Origin of the sequence: Serratia sp. Z4, assembly GCF_009900725.1 — a bacterium.
GTDB classification, from domain to species: domain Bacteria; phylum Pseudomonadota; class Gammaproteobacteria; order Enterobacterales; family Enterobacteriaceae; genus Serratia; species Serratia nematodiphila.
Genome location: NZ_JAAABD010000002.1, coordinates 846,286 through 861,867 on the forward strand (window position 1 = coordinate 846,286; position 15,582 = coordinate 861,867).

Sequence of the window (15,582 nt, forward strand, 5' to 3'; positions counted from 1 at the left end):
GGGATGGTAAATTACACCGGTTCCCCACCGTGGGTCAATCTCCGATGAATGAATCTTTCCGCCCGCTGCGTCAAATCCGCGTTACGGCACGGAAAGAAATAACACATTGTTATTATTGTATTTTAGCAAAAAATAAAGGTCGTGACGTCGTCACCTTCACGCCAAAAATGCCCGCTGAACCGGCGCCCGGCGGCGCAATGCGGCGTCAATGTCTTAAGCAGCTCTAATACGAACGTCTGCCGCTGCACATCCACGGCCGTCATGCGCGCATCAAGAAAATCGAAGTAACAACGCACCTGCGGATACAGCGCCTTAAACAGGCTCTCTTTGGCGGAAAACGTCAGCGTCAGCAGCGCGTTGAACGGCAGCGTTTCGCCCAGCAACGCCTCGCGCTCCGCCGGTGAAACGATCGCCCCCCACAGCTCCTCAGCTCGCTCCACGGACAGCAACGTCTCCACGTCCAGCCCAACGCCGCCCAGCCCGCTCTCGCGGTGCACGGCGCACAGCGCGGTATGCGAATTATGGCTCAACGCCCCGGCAATGCCCGGCGGCCACTGCGGCGCGCGGTCTTCGCCGCGCGCCAGGGTGAAATCGGCGAAACCGAGTGGCGCCAGCAGCTGGCGCGCCAGAACACGCCCGGCCAAATACTCCGCGCGGCGTTTCGGCACCGCGCGCGCCAGATGGTCCGGCAACGTAAAACCTGCCTCGGGATAACTCTCGTCGCGGTAATCCGCCAGCGCAAAATGGCAGCGCGCCACCTGGCCCGGATAACCGTCCGGCGTGAAAAATTCGATATTGCGGATAAAAGTGGGCAACGGCGGTATCCATGATAAGCAGGCAGGCTGATGATGTTAGCCCCCGAAACGGCCTGCAACAATGACCCTGGGCAAAATAAATGGCGTTAAGTCCCGCGCGGCGGCGCGTTGGACGAAGTGGGGAAAATGCCTCTCCCCCGCGGTCGGAAGAGAGGCTCAGTATTACAAGATGCCCTTCATGGTCTTCTCGAAATCGCTCCAGGCGCAGAAACCGTCTTTATCGATCGGGCAGCCTTTCAGCGCCAGCGTCACGCGCTGCGGCGGGGTTTGCAGCGTCAGCGGCGTCGCCTTGCGCAGCTGTTCGGTGGACTGATAGACGTACTCGATCTTCAGCAATTCACGGCTGTTCTGCGCGTCGCGCCAGCGCTGGAACACCAGCTTGCCGCCGATCGGCGTTTTCTCATACTGCTGCGGCAGCTGATACGGCTGGAACTGCATGGCCGACAGCAGCGAGGCGATATTGGAGTCGTGGCCGACCAGCACCGTCAGCTTCGGCGCGTCCGGTTTGCGCTCGCCGAGCAGCGCGTTGTTGATATAAGTCAGCAGCGGTTTGGCGACGTTTTGCGCCACCACCGGCGAGGTGAACAGCGAATCCTGATAGCCGTCTTTCAGCTGCGCCAGCTGTTTCCACTGATGCGGGGTAGCGATTTTGCCCCAGGCCACCTCTTTCATCGAGAAACCTTCGTAGTACTGCAGCATAAAGGCGTCCACCAGCGAGTTGCCCACCCGCAGCGGGCCGGAGACGCCCGGCTCTTTGCCCGGCACCGCGCTCATCACGCTGGCTTCTTTGGTCAGATCGCAGTGTTTGTCGGTCTTGCAGGCGGCGGAATCCTTGTAATCGATGATCTTCGCCAGCTGTTGATAAGAGGCGTCCAGCTTCAGCGATCCCAGCGCGGCGTTCATCGCCGCCAGCGCCTGCTGGTTGAAGGCTTCGCCGGTGTCGGTGATGATCGGGTTGAAGGTCGGATCCATCTCGCCCATCTTGTCCTGATGGTGCACGCTGACGTCGCAGCCCGGGAACGCGCCGTTGCTGAAGAACTGCGCGGTGGCCACCGTGCGCTGCAGGCTGTTGGCGTAGACGTACACACTGCCGGCGGTCGGGCAGCCCTCTTGCGGCAACAGGCCGGTCTGCTTCAGCCAGGCGTTGAAGTAGTGCCCCATGTACACTTCCAGCACCCCGCCCTTGGTGGTCAGCTGGCCGCCCGGCGTTTCCCAGGCCGGCCAGGCCTTCGGCGTGGACTGCGCCAGCACGCTGCCGTTGTTGGCCAGCGGCGCGCGCAGGTTATGGCGGCTCATCACCAGCACCTGTTCCAGTTGATAACCGCCGGCTTCCGCCAGCGCGTTCCCGGTGAATAACAAAGGCAGGCACAGCAATAACGTTTTTTTTCTCATCCGCAGAGGCTCCCGGAAAATGATTATTTTTAAGGTGTTAGCGTTTGCCTGAGTATGATGGCGGGGTTAGTGTGACAAGTGTGTGACAGGGTTCACGGGAAAAGATCGTACCAGCGGCCACCGGGCGGCGGCCGCTGTAGTTCAACTCAGTACCACAGGCTCATGATCGGCCAGCCGATCAGCAGCAGCGCGGCGATGTACACCACGCCGAGAATGCCGCCCAGGCGCCAGTAGTCTTTCGACTTCACATAGCCGCAGCCGTAGATAATCACCCCCGGCCCGGTGGCGTACGGCGTCAGCACGCCCATGATGCCGATCGACAGCACCAGCAGCATCGACAGCTGCTCCATCGGCACGCCCGGCAACCCTTTGCCGACCGCCAGGATCACCGGCAGCATGGTGGCGGTGTGCGCCGACAGGCTGGCGAACAGGTAGTGGGCGAAGTAGAACACCAGCACCAGCGCCACCACCGTCATGTTCGGCGAGAAGCCGTCCAGATGGGTGCTCATGGTCTGGGCGAACCAGTCGATAAAGCCGGAGCGCGTCAGGCCGTTGGCCATCACCACCAGCGTCGCCAGGTTAACCAGCGTATTCCAGGCGCTGGAATATTTGGTGATTTCTTTCCACGACACCACGTGCAGCGCCAGCATCAGCGACACCGCCAACAGGCACACCGCGGTGGCGTCCAGCACCTTGCCGCCGAACACCCACAGGCACAGGCTGAGCAGCACCAGGCCGATCAGGGTGTATTCCTTGCGCGTCAGCTTGCCCATTTCCCCCAGCGCGGTATCCGCCCAGGCGGCCACTTCGCTGCTGTGGGTCACACCCGGCTTGTACAGATAGTAGGAGATCAGCGGCGCGATGATCAGCAGCAGCAGGCCGACCGGCAGGAACGCCAGGAACCACTGCATCCAGCTGATGTGCACCCCGGCGATCTTGCCGACGAACTCGATGCCCAGCACGTTCGGCGCGGCGCCGGTGACGAACATCGAGGAGCTGATGCTGGTGCCGACCACCATCATCCACATCAGGTAGCCGCCAATGCGGCGCGAGGAGGGATCGTTAGGGAAGGAATCGAACAGCGGCGGCAGGTTTTTCACCACCGGGAACACCGTGCCGCCGGTGCGCGCGGTGTTGGACGGCGTGAACGGCGCCAGCAGGATATCGATGATCACCACCGCATAGCCCAGCGTCAGCGTGCGCTTGCCCATGAATTTCACCAGGAACAGCGCGATGCGCCGCCCCAGCCCGGTGGCCTCGTAGCCCAGCGCAAAAATAAAGGCGCCGAACACCAGCCAGACGGTGGTACTGGAGAAGCCCGCCAGCCCCCATTTCAGCGCCTCTTTACCGGCTTTGAAGCCCGGCTCCGCCAGTTCCTGCGCGCCGAACAGCACCCAGTTGGCGCTCAGCACGCTGACGGTCACCGCGATAAAACTGATGGCGGTGGCCGGGATCGGCTCCAGAATCATGCCGACGATCATCGCCACGAAGATGGCGAAGTAGTGCCACGCCTGCGGCGGCATGCCGTCGGGCACCGGTATCAATAACAGGATCGCGAGCACCGCCAGCGGCGCTATCGCTTTCCAGATCTTTTCCTGGGTTTGGGACATAGGGACTCTCCTGAAGGCTTGGTTATTATTCTTGGGCACCCAGCTGCGCCAGCAGCCAGGTCACTATCAACAGGTCGGCGCTGCCGCCGGGGCTGAGGTTGCGGGCAATGCAGTCGGCATCGAAGCGCCGCAGGCGCGCCAGGCCCGCCTCCCCGGCCGAGCCGCCCTGCGCCAGCAGCAACGCCGCCCGGCGCCGCAGCCAGCGCAGCCCTTGCAGGCCGCCGCGCGAGGCGACGTTGGTGTCACCGTTGTGGGCCATCAGCCACAGCAGACTGTCCAGCAGCGCCCGCTGTTCGTCGCCGTCGGCGGCCAACCGTTGCCGATACAGCGGCAGCGCGCCATCCAGCACCAGCCGAAAACCGGCCTCCGCCTCGCCGCGCGCGCCGCTGAGGCCGTAGGCCGCGAACAGCCGCTGGCCGGCGGTCTGCCCGGCGTTGTTGCGCCGCAGCTCGCGGTCCACCAATCCTCGGCACATCGCCGCCGTTTCGGCGCACAGCGCCGCTGCGCCGATGGCGCGCCCCTGCTGCTGCAGGCGGCCGAAGGCGGCGCACAGCAACCCGAGCGAAAACACGCTGCCCTTGTGGGTGTTAATGCCGCCGGTGGCGCGAAACATCTGGTTTTCGCAGGCCAGGCCGAGCGGCCGCAGCCGCGCCAGCTGCTGTTCTGCCGGCAGAGCCGCGTCTTCGCGCCCGCGCTGGATAAAGCGCGGCAGCCACACACCGATAGCGCGGGCGCTACGGTAAAAATGCCCGAGATCCATATCGCGGTGGGCGCCGGTGTTATGGCGATCCACCAGCCCCGGCTTGGGCGTGAGGTTGACTTCCACCAGCAGCGCGCGAAAGGCGGCGCGGGCGAAGTCGCAGGCCGGTTCGGCACGGCGGGCGGGCAGGTTAATCGGCAGAGATCGCATCGTTGAACATCCTTTCCATTTCATGCAGCAGCTGCTCGCTGCTGTGCCGCCGCTGGCGGGCGCAGATCTTGGCCGGTTGGCCGCACAGCAGGCAGCGCCGTTCCGGCAGGCCGATATCGCGGCGCGACAAAATGCGCCCCTGCGTATCCAGCACGTCGATATCCCACAGCCGGCCGATCGGGCGGCTCACCTCCAGCTGCATGGCACAGTCCTTCACCCGCTGGGCATCGGCGCGCAGCGCGACAAAACCTTCGCAGCCGGTGGAGAGCGCCAGTGCTTCGGCCTGCGGGCTGGGCCAGCCCTGCTCGGCGCACAGCCGCAGCAGCGCCGCCCACCCGAGGTTGAAGATGCCGCGCGTCAGCGCGCTGTCCTTCACCGGGCCGGGGACGACCAGCGTCAGCACCAGCAGCGTGCACTGGTGCTGCGCCAGCCACGCCTGCTGGCGCGCCTGACGGCATTCGCGGCTGGTGAGCAGCTCCGGCAGGCTGACCGCGCGTTCGGCGGCCAGTTGAGGATCGACGGCGGCCATCGCTTACTCCGCCACCTGATGCACCACGTCGATCACCGAACCGTCGCGGTAGCGCACCACCGCCACCACCTTGTCGGTAAAGGCGATCGGCTGCGGTTCACCGGTCAGCTGCAGCGCGCGGGCGCGCAGCCAGTCGATGCTCACCACCTCGAGCCCGGCCTCCCGCAGGCGCTGCGCCAGCTCCGGCCGCGCCGGGTTGACGGCGATGCCGTGGTCGGTCACCAGAATGTCGATGCTGGAGCCCGGCGTGACGCAGGTAGTCACCTGCTCCACCAGCGTCGGGATGCGCCCGCGCACCAGCGGCGCGACGATGATCGCCAGCCGCGCGGCGGCGGCGGTGTCGCAGTGGCCGCCGGACGCGCCGCGCAGCACGCCGTCGGAGCCGGTCAGCACGTTAACGTTGAAGCCGGTGTCGATTTCCAGCGCGCTCAGCACCACCACGTCGAGCCGATCGACCGAGGCGCCCTTGGAGCTGAAGTTGGCGTACTGGTTGGCGCTGATTTCGATATGGCGCGGGTTGCGCGCCAGCGAGGTCGCCGCCGCCCGATCGAAGCTCTGCACGTCCAGCAGCTTGCCGATCAGCCCTTTCTCATGCAGATCCACCATGGTCGAGGTGATGCCACCGAGGGCGAACGCGGCGCGAATGCCGCGGGCGCGCATCTTGTCCTCCAGGAACCGGGTCACCGCCAGCGAGGCGCCGCCGGTGCCGGTTTGCAGCGAGAAGCCTTCGGTGAAGTAGCCGGAACCGGCGATCACCTCGGCGGCGCGGCGGGCGATCAGCAGCTCGCGCGGGTTCGAGGTCATGCGCGTGGCGTCAGCGCCGATCTTGTCGGCGTCGCCCACCCGCTCCAACTGCACGATCAGATCCACCCGATCCTGCGCCAGGCTGGCGGGATGATGCGGATACGGCACCAGCTGCTCGGTCAGCAGCACCACGGTGCCCGCCGCCTCGGCGTCCACCCGCGCATAGCCGAGCGAGCCGCAGCAGGCTTCACCGCTGTAGCCGTTGGCGTTGCCGAACTCATCGCAGGCCGGCACGCCGAGGAAGGCCACGTCTATCTTCAGCTCGCCGGATTCGATCAGGTTGACCCGGCCGCCGTGCGAGTGAATTTGCACCGGCTCCGCCAGCAGCCCGCGTGAAACGGCGTCCGCCAGCGGGCCGCGCAGCCCGGAAGTGTAAATGCGGCTCACCACGCCGTGGCGAATGTGTTCAACCAACGGCGCGTGGCAATCGGTCAGCGAGCTGGAGGCCAGCGTCAGGTTGCGGAACCCCATCGCCGCCAGCGTCTCCATCACCTGATTGAGCGTCAAATCACCACCGCGAAACGCATGGTGGAAGGAAATGGTCATGCCGTCCTGCAGCCCGCTGCGGCGCACCGCTTCCTGCAAGGAGTCGCACAGCTTGAGATCGCGCGGTTTGCGCGCCTGCAGGTTGGCTTTGGAAACGTCCTGATAGCCCGGCAGATCCGCCGGGTTGGCGAAGGTCATCAATCGTTGTTGGCGGTTCATCATGCTTCCTCCCCGTGCTGCGCCGGTTCTTCCCGTAAGCCGGACAGCGCGGCGCGCTCCAGCACCAGCCGGGCGCGTTCAATCACCGGGCTGTCGACCATTTTTCCGTTCAGCGACACCACGCCGCGCCCCTCCCGCTCCGCCGCTTCGGCGGCGTCCACCACCCGCTGCGCGTGCGCCACCTCTTTGGCGGTCGGCGCGTACAGGTTGTGCAGCAGCTCAATCTGGCGCGGGTTGATCAGCGATTTGCCGTCGAAGCCGAGCTGTTTGATCAGCGCCGCCTCCTGCAGGAAACCGGCCTCGTTGTTGGCGTCGGAGTAGACGGTGTCGAACGCCTGAATGCCGGCGGCGCGCGCCGCCTGCAGCAGCGAGCAGCGGGCGAACAGCAGCTCGATGCCTTCCGGCGAGCGTTCGGTGCGCAGATTGCGTACATAGTCTTCCGCCCCCAGCGCGATGCCGATAAGACGCGGCGAAGCGTGCGCGATCGCCACCGCGTTGGTGATGCCCTGCGCCGATTCGATCGCCGCCAGCAGCCCGGTGCTGCCGACCGGCCGGCCGCAGGCCGCTTCGATGACGGCGATCTCGCGCTCCATGTCGATAACGTCCTGCGCGCTGTCGGTCTTCGGCAGGCGCACGATATCCGCGCCGCCGCGCACCACCGCCTGCAAATCCGCCAGGCCGTAGGCGGAGTCGAGCGCATTGACGCGCACGATGGTTTCCACCTCCTGGTACAGCGGGTGCTGCAGCGCGTGGTACACCAGCCGGCGCGCCGCGTCTTTTTCACGCAGGATCACCGAGTCTTCCAGGTCGAACATCAGCGCATCGGCCTGATAGATAAAGGCGTTGCTGACCATCGCCGCGTTGGCGCCGGGGACGAACAACATGCTGCGGCGCAGCCGGGTTTTATTCAGCGTTTTCATCTTTCGCCTCCCACGGCAGTTGGCCACCCTCGCAGGCGCGCATCAGCGCGGTTTCCAGCCGGGCGCGCAGCACGCAGTCCAGCGCCCCTTTGTCGTCGACGATCACCTGCACCGGCTCCACCTCATAACGCTGCAGCACTTCCAGCAGGGTGCGACGGATCGCCGCGCCGAACTGTTTTTCCACGCTGCTGGCGATCAGCAGATCGTGCTGCGGCCCCTCGGCGGGCGCGATGCGCACCATGACATCGCTGGATTCCAGCGTGCCGGCCATTGCTTCTCGGATAATTTTCATCATTCACCTGATTGTGCGGACTCAAAAGGATGCGGGGCCGCCTTGGCCCGGCGCTGCGTTTGCAGATCCTGCAGGTAGTACAGGGTGTCCGGCGGCACCAGCGGCGCGGCAGCGTGGAAGTCCCCCGCCGCCAGCAGCTTGCGCACCCAGGAGGCGGAGATCGCCGTGCCCTGATATTGCAAACGCTCGATTTCCACCAGCGCGATCGGCGGGCTGGGCAGCGCCGGCGTTTCCAGCCAGTAGCGCATGTCGCGGTTGTATTTCGCGGTCACCGCGCAGAACGGCTCGTTGCCGACGAAGCGGTGCGTAATGCCCAGCGCGGGCGCCAGATACTGGCGGAAGATCTTCAGATCGATTTCGGTGTAACAGTCGTCGGCCACGCCCTGGTCCTTGATGAAGTAACAGGGGAAGGTGGCGCGCGAGATCACGTACTGCGAGCCTTCGTGTACCGTGAGGTTGGGGATGTCGGCAGTGCCGGCCAGCACCAGCCGGCGCCGGTCTTCATAGCTGAAGCGCGAGGTATTTTCCTTCACCAGAAACAGGTGCAGCCAGTCGCAGCGCTTGGCCGCCTGACGCACCAGATACTGGTGCCCGCGGGTAAAGGGGTTGGCGTTCATCACGATGCTGCCGATGGTGTCGCCCGGCCGACGTTGGCTCGCCAGTTGGGCGGCGTAGCGTTTCAGGCGGCACGGGCTGTTTTCCATCAGCACCACGATGCCCGGCACGGTGGCAATCGGGTAGAAACCGCACTGGCGAAACAGCGGCTCGTTCTGCACCTTGGTGTAGATAAACAGCTGGGTGTGATGGCGCTCATAGGCCAGGTTCACCAGCTCGGTCGCCAGCGCCAGCGCCAAGCCTTCGCCGCGCATCAGCGGGCTGATGGCGACGCATTTGATAATATTGTCGGCGATGCCGCCGCAGGCGACCAATTTGTCGTGCTGGGTAACGGTAATAAATATTTCAACCGTGGTATCGATATTCAGATCGTTACTGCGCAAGAAGGCGCTTATTTCTGAAATCGCTTTATGATCCGATCGCTTTACCCGATTAAATACGGCATCGCCTAACATAACACGCTCTCTGGGTTAACTGGCAAACAACAAATGAAATACAAAAATGCATTTTAATTAACATCATAAATGGCAATTAAAACCTTAAAAACCATGAAGATAAAATCACCCTCTCGTTCAATAAACCCATGGTAAGCAGAAAAAAAACGCGGATTATTGACCTATTTCACAAACCGATCCCGGTTAATAAGTTATTTAATGTTCTTTATTTGCTTAATTAATCTTATGGTGTTTATTATTGAGATAATCTTTATTTGGCGCCGCAATTCACTTACATTCATTTAGCATCTTGATTGCAATAGTAGGTTTCATTATGGAATGGCTGAACATCCTGATCGTTGAAGACGAAACGCCGCTGGCGGAGATGCACGCGGAGTTTATCCGCCAGAACGGCGGCTGCCGCCAGATTTGGCTGGCCGGCACGCTGGCGCAGGCGCGCGCCATGACCGAACGCTTCAAGCCGGACCTGATCCTGCTGGACAACTTTCTGCCCGACGGCCAGGGCATCACCCTGCTGCGCGAACTGACGCTGAGCGGCTATCGTGGCGGCATCGTGTTCATCACCGCCGCCAGCGACATGGCTACCGTGGCCGAGGCGTTGCGCTACGGCGTGTTCGACTACCTGATCAAACCGCTGGCCTATGACCGGCTGAGCCAGACGCTGCAGCGCTTCAGCCAGCGCCGCGAAGCGCTGAAGGACAAAGCGCGTCTCAACCAGCGCCGCATTGACGAGATGTTCAACACCTACGCCCGCGGCGAACAGCAGGCGGCGTTGCCCGCCGGCATCGACGAGCTGACGCTGGGCAAGGTCCGCGCGCTGTTCGCCGAGCCCGCCGCGCGCCACACCGCTGAAAGCGTTGCGCAAAAAATGGGGCTCAGCCGCACCACCGCGCGCCGTTATCTGGAGTTTTGCACCGCCGCGCAGCAGCTGCGCGCCGAGATCATTTACGGCAAGGTTGGCCGCCCACAGCGGATCTACCGCGCCGGCGAGCCGCATTAGCGGTTATTTGATCGCCCTTGCAAGGTTGCGTGTAACCGCTTTACTTTTTATGCGCCGGTCAGCATCTTGGTGAGCATCACCTAGCCGACTGGACGATCGCCGATGCCCGCTGAACCCCTAGCTTCCCTGTCCGAGATCCTCGCCCGCCGTGACTGGCAAAACCCCGCCTGCACCCACTACCGCCGGCTGGACGCCCACCCGCCGTTCGCCAGCTGGCGCACGGTGGAAGACGCGCGCGACGATGCCCCCAGCGCCAGCCGCCGATCACTGAACGGCGAGTGGCGTTTCAGCTACTTCCCGCGCCCAGAGGCGGCGCCGGAAGGCTGGCTGCAGCAAGATCTGCCGGACGCCGCCCCGCTGGCGGTGCCGGGCAACTGGCAGCTCGCCGGCTACGACGCGCCAATCTACACCAACGTGCGCTACCCGTTCCCGGTCGATCCGCCACGCGTGCCGGAAGACAACCCGACCGGCTGCTACTCGCGCGCCTTCAGCGTCGATCCGGCCTGGCTGGCCACCGGCCAGACGCGCGTCATCTTCGACGGCGTCAACTCGGCGTTCTATTTATGGTGCAACGGCCACTGGGTCGGCTATTCGCAGGACAGCCGCCTGCCGGCGGAGTTCGATCTCAGCCCGTGGCTGCAGCCGGGTGAAAACCGGCTGGCGGTGATGGTGCTACGCTGGTGCGACGGCAGCTATCTCGAAGATCAGGACATGTGGCGCATGAGCGGCATCTTCCGCGACGTCAGCCTGCTGCACAAACCCGCCGCGCACCTGAGCGATGTACGCATCACCACCCCGCTGCATGACGGCTTTACCCGCGGCGAACTGGTGGTGACGGCGCGCGCCAGCCGGCCCGGCCCGCTGCAGGTGCAGGTGCAGGTGCAGCTGTGGCGCGATGGTGCACGGGTGGCCGAGCGCACCCAGCCGCTCGGCGGCGAGATCGTGGACGAACGCGGCGCCTATGACGATCGCGTCACGCTGCGCCTGCCGGTGGAACGCCCGGCGCTGTGGAGCGCCGAAACGCCCGCGCTGTATCGCGCCACCGTCGCCCTGCTCTCCCCCAAGGGGGAGATTATCGAGGTGGAAGCCTATGACGTCGGCTTCCGCCAGGTGGAAATCAGCGGCGGGCTGTTGAAGCTTAACGGGCAGCCGCTGCTGATCCGCGGCGTTAACCGCCACGAGCATCACCCGCGCCACGGCCAGGTGATGGACGAAGCGACGATGCGCCACGACATCCTGCTGATGAAGCAGCACAACTTCAACGCGGTGCGCTGCTCGCATTATCCCAACCACCCGCTGTGGTATCGGCTGTGCGATCGCTACGGGCTGTACGTGGTGGACGAAGCCAATATCGAGACCCACGGCATGCAGCCGATGAACCGCCTGGCTGACGATCCGCTGTGGCTGCCGGCGATGAGCGAGCGCGTCACCCGCATGGTGCAGCGCGATCGCAACCACCCTTGCATCATTATCTGGTCGCTGGGCAACGAGTCCGGCCACGGCGCGAACCACGACGCGCTGTACTGCTGGGTGAAAAGCCAGGATCCGACCCGCCCGGTGCAATATGAAGGCGGCGGCGCCGACACCGCCGCCACCGACATCATCTGCCCGATGTACGCGCGAGTGGATCAGGATCAGCCGTTCCCGGCGGTGCCCAAATGGGCGATCGGCAAGTGGATCGGCCTGCCGGAGGAGCCGCGCCCGCTGATCCTGTGCGAATACGCCCACGCGATGGGCAACAGTTTCGGCGGTTTCGAGCGCTACTGGCGCGCGTTCCATGCACATCCGCGCCTGCAGGGCGGCTTTGTCTGGGACTGGGTCGATCAGGCGCTGATCAAGCGTGACGAGCGCGGCGAGGAATTTTGGGCCTACGGCGGCGACTTCGGCGACACCCCCAACGATCGCCAGTTCTGCCTGAACGGGCTGGTGTTCGCGGATCGCACCCCGCACCCGGCGCTGTTCGAAGCGCAGCGGGCGCAGCAGCTGTTCCGCTTCGCCTTCGACGCCGCCTCGCTGACGCTGACCGTCACCAGCGATTACCTGTTCCGCCACACCGACAACGAACAGCTCAACTGGCGGCTGGAGCTGGACGGCGTGGAGCGCGCCAGCGGCAGCCTCGATCTGACATTGCCGCCACAGGGCAGCGCCCGCTTTACCCTGCTCGACCGCCTGCCGATGCTGCATCAGCCCGGCGAGTTGTGGCTGAACGTGGAGGTGGTGCAACCGCAGGCCACCGACTGGTCCGAAGCGCACCACCGCTGCGCCTGGGATCAGTGGCGGGTGCCACGCGCGCTGCATCCCGCGCCGCCGCCGGCGCAGGGCGTGCCGCCCACGCTGATTGAAGACGATCAGGGGCTGACCCTCACCCACGGCGACCAGCGTTGGCGCTTCGAGCGCAGCAGCGGCCACCTGACGCAGTGGTGGCAGAATGAGCAGCCGCAGCTGCTGACGCCGCTGCGCGACGGCTTTGCGCGCGCGCCGATCGACAACGACATCGGCGTCAGCGAGGCGGACCATATCGATCCCAACGCCTGGGTCGAACGCTGGAAGCTGGCGGGCCTGTACCGGCTGGAGGAGCACTGCGTGCGGCTGCAGGCGGATGCGCTGCAAAACGGCGTGCGGGTGGTGAGCGAACACCAGTTCGGCGTGGACGGGCAGATTTTGCTGATTAGCCGCAAGCAGTGGCTGTTCGACGCGCTGGGCGCGGTGAGCGTGAATGTGGAGGTCGAGGTGGCCGACGCCCTGCCGCCGCCGGCGCGCATCGGCCTGAACTGCCAACTGGCGACGGTGCAGCCGCAGGCGGAATGGCTGGGTCTGGGCCCGCACGAGAACTACCCTGATCGCCGCCTGGCCGCGCAGCATGGGCGCTGGCGCCTGCCGCTGGCGGATCTGCACACGCCGTATATTTTCCCCGGCGAGAACGGCCTGCGCTGCGACACCCGCAGCCTGCGCTACGGCGGCTGGCGCATCGACGGCCGCTTCCACTTCTCGCTCAGCCGCTTCGGCCTGCAACAGCTGATGGCCTGCAGCCACCAGCATCTGCTGCAGCCGGAAGCAGGCACCTGGCTGCACCTGGACGGCTTCCACATGGGGGTGGGCGGCGACGACTCCTGGAGCCCGAGCGTGCACCGGGATTACCTGCTCACCGACGGCGTTTACCGCTATCAGCTGCGCCTGCAGCGAGCGCCAGAGGGCTAAATCTGCCAAAAAACTCAACGGGTTGCGCATTCTGTAAGCAAACAGTCACAGAATGTGTAATCCGCCTTTGACATGCCGACGACGCCTCGCTATTATTCGCCCCGTTCACACGATTCCTCTGTAGTTCAGTCGGTAGAACGGCGGACTGTTAATCCGTATGTCACTGGTTCGAGTCCAGTCAGAGGAGCCATATTTAGAGAAGCCCGCTCAGGGAAACCTGAGCGGGCTTTTTGCTGTTGGGCGGCTATGCTCGAGTATCCCCGACACTCTCTACCCGAAACCGGTCAGCCATCCGTTGAACGGGTAAGTTTCTCCCATTGTTCAATTTCCTGACCTAACGCCTCGAGCTTTTGCCGCACCAAACTTAATGCGTCACTGCCTAACAACAGATGCGTGGGTGGGTTCCGGCTCTCAATCACTGCCAGCATGGCGTGAGCCGCCTTAATCGGATCGCCGAGTTGCTTACCGCTTTTTTCCTGACGCGCCTGACGAACAGGTTCAAATAACGCGTCATAGTCCGGGAGACGGCGAGGGCTGCGCACCATTGAACGCCCGGCCCAGTCCGTTCGAAACGAGCCGGGCGCTACTGCGGTCACGTAGATGTTGAACGGGTCAAGCTCTTTACTTAACGTTTCTGATATCCCTTCCAGTGCAAATTTGCTGCCACAGTAATAGCTGATACCGGGCAAGGTAATGAAGCTGCCCATTGAGGTAATATTGATAATGTGGCCGCGACGGCGCTGGCGCATGCCCGGTAGCACGGCTTTGATCATCGCCACCGCGCCAAACACATTGACGTCAAACTGGCGGCGCAGCTCTGCAAGCGGGGACTCTTCCAGAATGCCTTCGTGGCCGTAACCGGCATTGTTCACCAGCACATCTATCGGACCGACGGCGGACTCAATCTCTCCAACCACCTCATCAATACGCTCAACGTCCGTGACATCAAGCAGATAGCCAAAAGCCCGCTGCGTATCGAGCGCGCCGAAAGCCTGCAGTGCTTCGCTGTTGCGCACCGTCCCTACAACCCGATGCCCTACGGCGAGGGCTTCCCGCGCCAGCGCCTGGCCAAAGCCACTGCTGACGCCGGTGATTAAAATCGTTTTTGCAGATGCCATAAAAAGAACTCCCATGAACCATGAAGGTTGCATGGTATTCTCTGCTCTGCCGCATTTTTAGGCCGTATCTTCTCTTTTTCTTGCCTGATTTTATGAGGTGGTGGGATGTCCGACATGATTGCCCTGATGAATAGACTTGCGGAGCAAGAGGGATACAACCTCACTGCCCTACCTGATGTGCGAATTTTGCGTTCCGATCGCCCGCTTGCCAGAACGCCGGTGCTTTACGATCCGGGGATCGTGATTGTCTGCCAGGGCAGCAAACGCGGTTATTTCGGTCAACAAACCTATTTATATGATGAGCAGCACTACCTGGCGGTTTCGGTGCCGGTGCCGTTTGTGATGGAAACCGACGCGTCGGCAGCACATCCGCTGCTGGCGATTTATATGCATCTGGATTTTCAGCTTGCCGCTGAACTGATGTTGCAGATTGAACAGCATGGCGCCCCGCATCCTCCCGTCGCACCGCAAAGCATGATGTCGAGCCCGATGGACGACAGGGTAAAAATGGCCGTTCTTCGCTTACTTGACGTCCTGACCAACCCGCTTGAGGCGGCGATCCTCGGCCCGGCGCGGGTGCGTGAGCTTTATTTTCGCGTGCTGACAGGCGCACAGGGCAACGCAATGCGTGCCGCTCTGGCCTTGCAGGGCCAGTTTGGCAAAATCGGTAAAGCGTTGCAGCACATCCATGCCGCTTACGCGGAGCCGTTAACGCTGACGCAGCTGGCGATGGGGGCCGGCATGAGCGTGCCGACCTTTCATAGCCATTTCAAAGCGATAACGCAGATGCCGCCGATGCAGTATGTGAAATCGGTACGCCTGCACCAGGCACGGATGCTGATGGTGCGCCAACAAATCACCGCCGCCGCCGCGAGTTACGCCGTTGGCTATGAAAGCCCATCGCAATTTAATCGAGAATTCAAACGTCTGTTTGGCCTACCACCGGCAGAGGAGATAAAACGCATGCAGCGTCACTTCGCCATTCCGCCCGCGCAGCCTGCCTCGGTATTTGTTTCATCGCACTGAGGCTTATGTGGTCAGGCGAACGATAGTCCGCTTCTGGCGCCAGGCGGATCGGCACTTGGGGAGAAAGTCCGCTATGAGCGAGAGCGGACATCAAAGTATTAAAGCAAAGAACAACATCTTCAGGTGATAAATAAATTTGACTGAAATAACGTACTTACCGACCCGAAGGCCGGTCATTGTTAACACGGATAAC

At 63.2% G+C, this 15,582-nt stretch carries 13 protein-coding genes and 1 tRNA gene; 4 read left to right on the plus strand and 10 right to left on the minus strand.

Annotation, left to right across the window (positions count from 1 at the left end):
• Positions 1–122: 122 nt before the first annotated feature.
• From GT753_RS11905 to citC, 9 genes are all read right to left on the minus strand, one after another.
• Positions 123–815, minus strand: coding sequence for a 4'-phosphopantetheinyl transferase (locus GT753_RS11905; protein ID WP_160125600.1), 693 nt, complete (start codon positions 813–815; stop codon positions 123–125).
• A gap of 162 nt (positions 816–977) precedes the next feature.
• The gene (agp, locus tag GT753_RS11910; RefSeq protein WP_160125601.1) at positions 978–2,207 is read right to left on the minus strand and encodes a bifunctional glucose-1-phosphatase/inositol phosphatase; all 1,230 of its coding nucleotides are present in this window, start codon (positions 2,205–2,207) and stop codon (positions 978–980) included.
• 146 nt (positions 2,208–2,353) lie between these two features.
• A complete protein-coding gene (locus GT753_RS11915) occupies positions 2,354–3,817 on the minus strand; it encodes an anion permease (protein WP_015378437.1) in 1,464 nt (487 codons plus the stop codon).
• Positions 3,818–3,842: 25 nt separating this feature from the next.
• Complete coding sequence (gene citG / locus GT753_RS11920) at positions 3,843–4,727, minus strand: triphosphoribosyl-dephospho-CoA synthase CitG (protein WP_076740671.1); 885 nt, start codon at positions 4,725–4,727, stop codon at positions 3,843–3,845.
• On the minus strand, positions 4,708–5,256 hold the full coding sequence (citX, locus tag GT753_RS11925; RefSeq protein ID WP_019452467.1) for a citrate lyase holo-[acyl-carrier protein] synthase: 549 nt from the start codon (positions 5,254–5,256) through the stop codon (positions 4,708–4,710). Before citX ends, citG begins: the two co-directional genes overlap by 20 nt.
• A gap of 3 nt (positions 5,257–5,259) precedes the next feature.
• On the minus strand, positions 5,260–6,765 hold the full coding sequence (citF, locus tag GT753_RS11930) for a citrate lyase subunit alpha (RefSeq protein WP_004940815.1): 1,506 nt from the start codon (positions 6,763–6,765) through the stop codon (positions 5,260–5,262).
• On the minus strand, positions 6,765–7,685 hold the full coding sequence (citE, locus tag GT753_RS11935; protein ID WP_160125602.1) for a citrate (pro-3S)-lyase subunit beta: 921 nt from the start codon (positions 7,683–7,685) through the stop codon (positions 6,765–6,767). The genes citF and citE overlap by 1 nt, the downstream gene beginning before the upstream one ends.
• Positions 7,669–7,977: a citrate lyase acyl carrier protein gene (gene citD, locus GT753_RS11940; RefSeq protein ID WP_004940811.1), complete on the minus strand. Its 309-nt coding sequence runs from the start codon at positions 7,975–7,977 to the stop codon at positions 7,669–7,671. Before citD ends, citE begins: the two co-directional genes overlap by 17 nt.
• A complete protein-coding gene (citC, locus tag GT753_RS11945; RefSeq protein WP_004940809.1) occupies positions 7,977–9,047 on the minus strand; it encodes a [citrate (pro-3S)-lyase] ligase in 1,071 nt (356 codons plus the stop codon). The genes citD and citC overlap by 1 nt, the downstream gene beginning before the upstream one ends.
• 313 nt (positions 9,048–9,360) lie before the next feature.
• Here citC and dpiA point away from each other — a divergent pair, with 313 nt between their 5' ends.
• The 3 genes from dpiA to GT753_RS11960 all read left to right on the plus strand — a co-directional run bounded on the left by dpiA (position 9,361) and on the right by GT753_RS11960 (position 13,435).
• A complete protein-coding gene (gene dpiA, locus GT753_RS11950) occupies positions 9,361–10,047 on the plus strand; it encodes a two-component response regulator DpiA (RefSeq protein WP_021505854.1) in 687 nt (228 codons plus the stop codon).
• Between the two features lie 102 nt (positions 10,048–10,149).
• Positions 10,150–13,245, plus strand: a complete 3,096-nt coding sequence (locus GT753_RS11955) for a beta-galactosidase (RefSeq protein WP_160125603.1) — start codon at positions 10,150–10,152, stop codon at positions 13,243–13,245.
• Between the two features lie 114 nt (positions 13,246–13,359).
• A tRNA-Asn gene (locus GT753_RS11960) sits at positions 13,360–13,435 on the plus strand.
• A gap of 94 nt (positions 13,436–13,529) precedes the next feature.
• On the opposite strand, the gene GT753_RS11965 is transcribed toward GT753_RS11960, so the two are convergent.
• Positions 13,530–14,363, minus strand: coding sequence for an oxidoreductase (locus GT753_RS11965; RefSeq protein WP_004928681.1), 834 nt, complete (start codon positions 14,361–14,363; stop codon positions 13,530–13,532).
• A 105-nt stretch (positions 14,364–14,468) separates the two neighbouring features.
• Here GT753_RS11965 and GT753_RS11970 point away from each other — a divergent pair, with 105 nt between their 5' ends.
• Positions 14,469–15,389, plus strand: coding sequence for an AraC family transcriptional regulator (locus tag GT753_RS11970; RefSeq protein ID WP_160125604.1), 921 nt, complete (start codon positions 14,469–14,471; stop codon positions 15,387–15,389).
• Positions 15,390–15,582: the final 193 nt, after the last annotated feature.

What these genes read in the sequence shown, in the direction of transcription:
- GT753_RS11965 (WP_004928681.1), bottom strand. Translation starts at nt 14,363, where the DNA reads ATGGCATCTGCAAAAACGATTTTAATCACCGGCGTCAGCAGTGGCTTT.
- GT753_RS11915 (WP_015378437.1), bottom strand. Translation starts at nt 3,817, where the DNA reads ATGTCCCAAACCCAGGAAAAGATCTGGAAAGCGATAGCGCCGCTGGCG.
- dpiA (WP_021505854.1), top strand. Translation starts at nt 9,361, where the DNA reads ATGGAATGGCTGAACATCCTGATCGTTGAAGACGAAACGCCGCTGGCG.
- citE (WP_160125602.1), bottom strand. Translation starts at nt 7,685, where the DNA reads ATGAAAACGCTGAATAAAACCCGGCTGCGCCGCAGCATGTTGTTCGTC.
- GT753_RS11955 (WP_160125603.1), top strand. Translation starts at nt 10,150, where the DNA reads ATGCCCGCTGAACCCCTAGCTTCCCTGTCCGAGATCCTCGCCCGCCGT.
- citX (WP_019452467.1), bottom strand. Translation starts at nt 5,256, where the DNA reads ATGGCCGCCGTCGATCCTCAACTGGCCGCCGAACGCGCGGTCAGCCTG.
- citC (WP_004940809.1), bottom strand. Translation starts at nt 9,047, where the DNA reads ATGTTAGGCGATGCCGTATTTAATCGGGTAAAGCGATCGGATCATAAA.
- agp (WP_160125601.1), bottom strand. Translation starts at nt 2,207, where the DNA reads ATGAGAAAAAAAACGTTATTGCTGTGCCTGCCTTTGTTATTCACCGGG.
- citF (WP_004940815.1), bottom strand. Translation starts at nt 6,765, where the DNA reads ATGAACCGCCAACAACGATTGATGACCTTCGCCAACCCGGCGGATCTG.
- GT753_RS11970 (WP_160125604.1), top strand. Translation starts at nt 14,469, where the DNA reads ATGTCCGACATGATTGCCCTGATGAATAGACTTGCGGAGCAAGAGGGA.
- citG (WP_076740671.1), bottom strand. Translation starts at nt 4,727, where the DNA reads ATGCGATCTCTGCCGATTAACCTGCCCGCCCGCCGTGCCGAACCGGCC.
- citD (WP_004940811.1), bottom strand. Translation starts at nt 7,977, where the DNA reads ATGAAAATTATCCGAGAAGCAATGGCCGGCACGCTGGAATCCAGCGAT.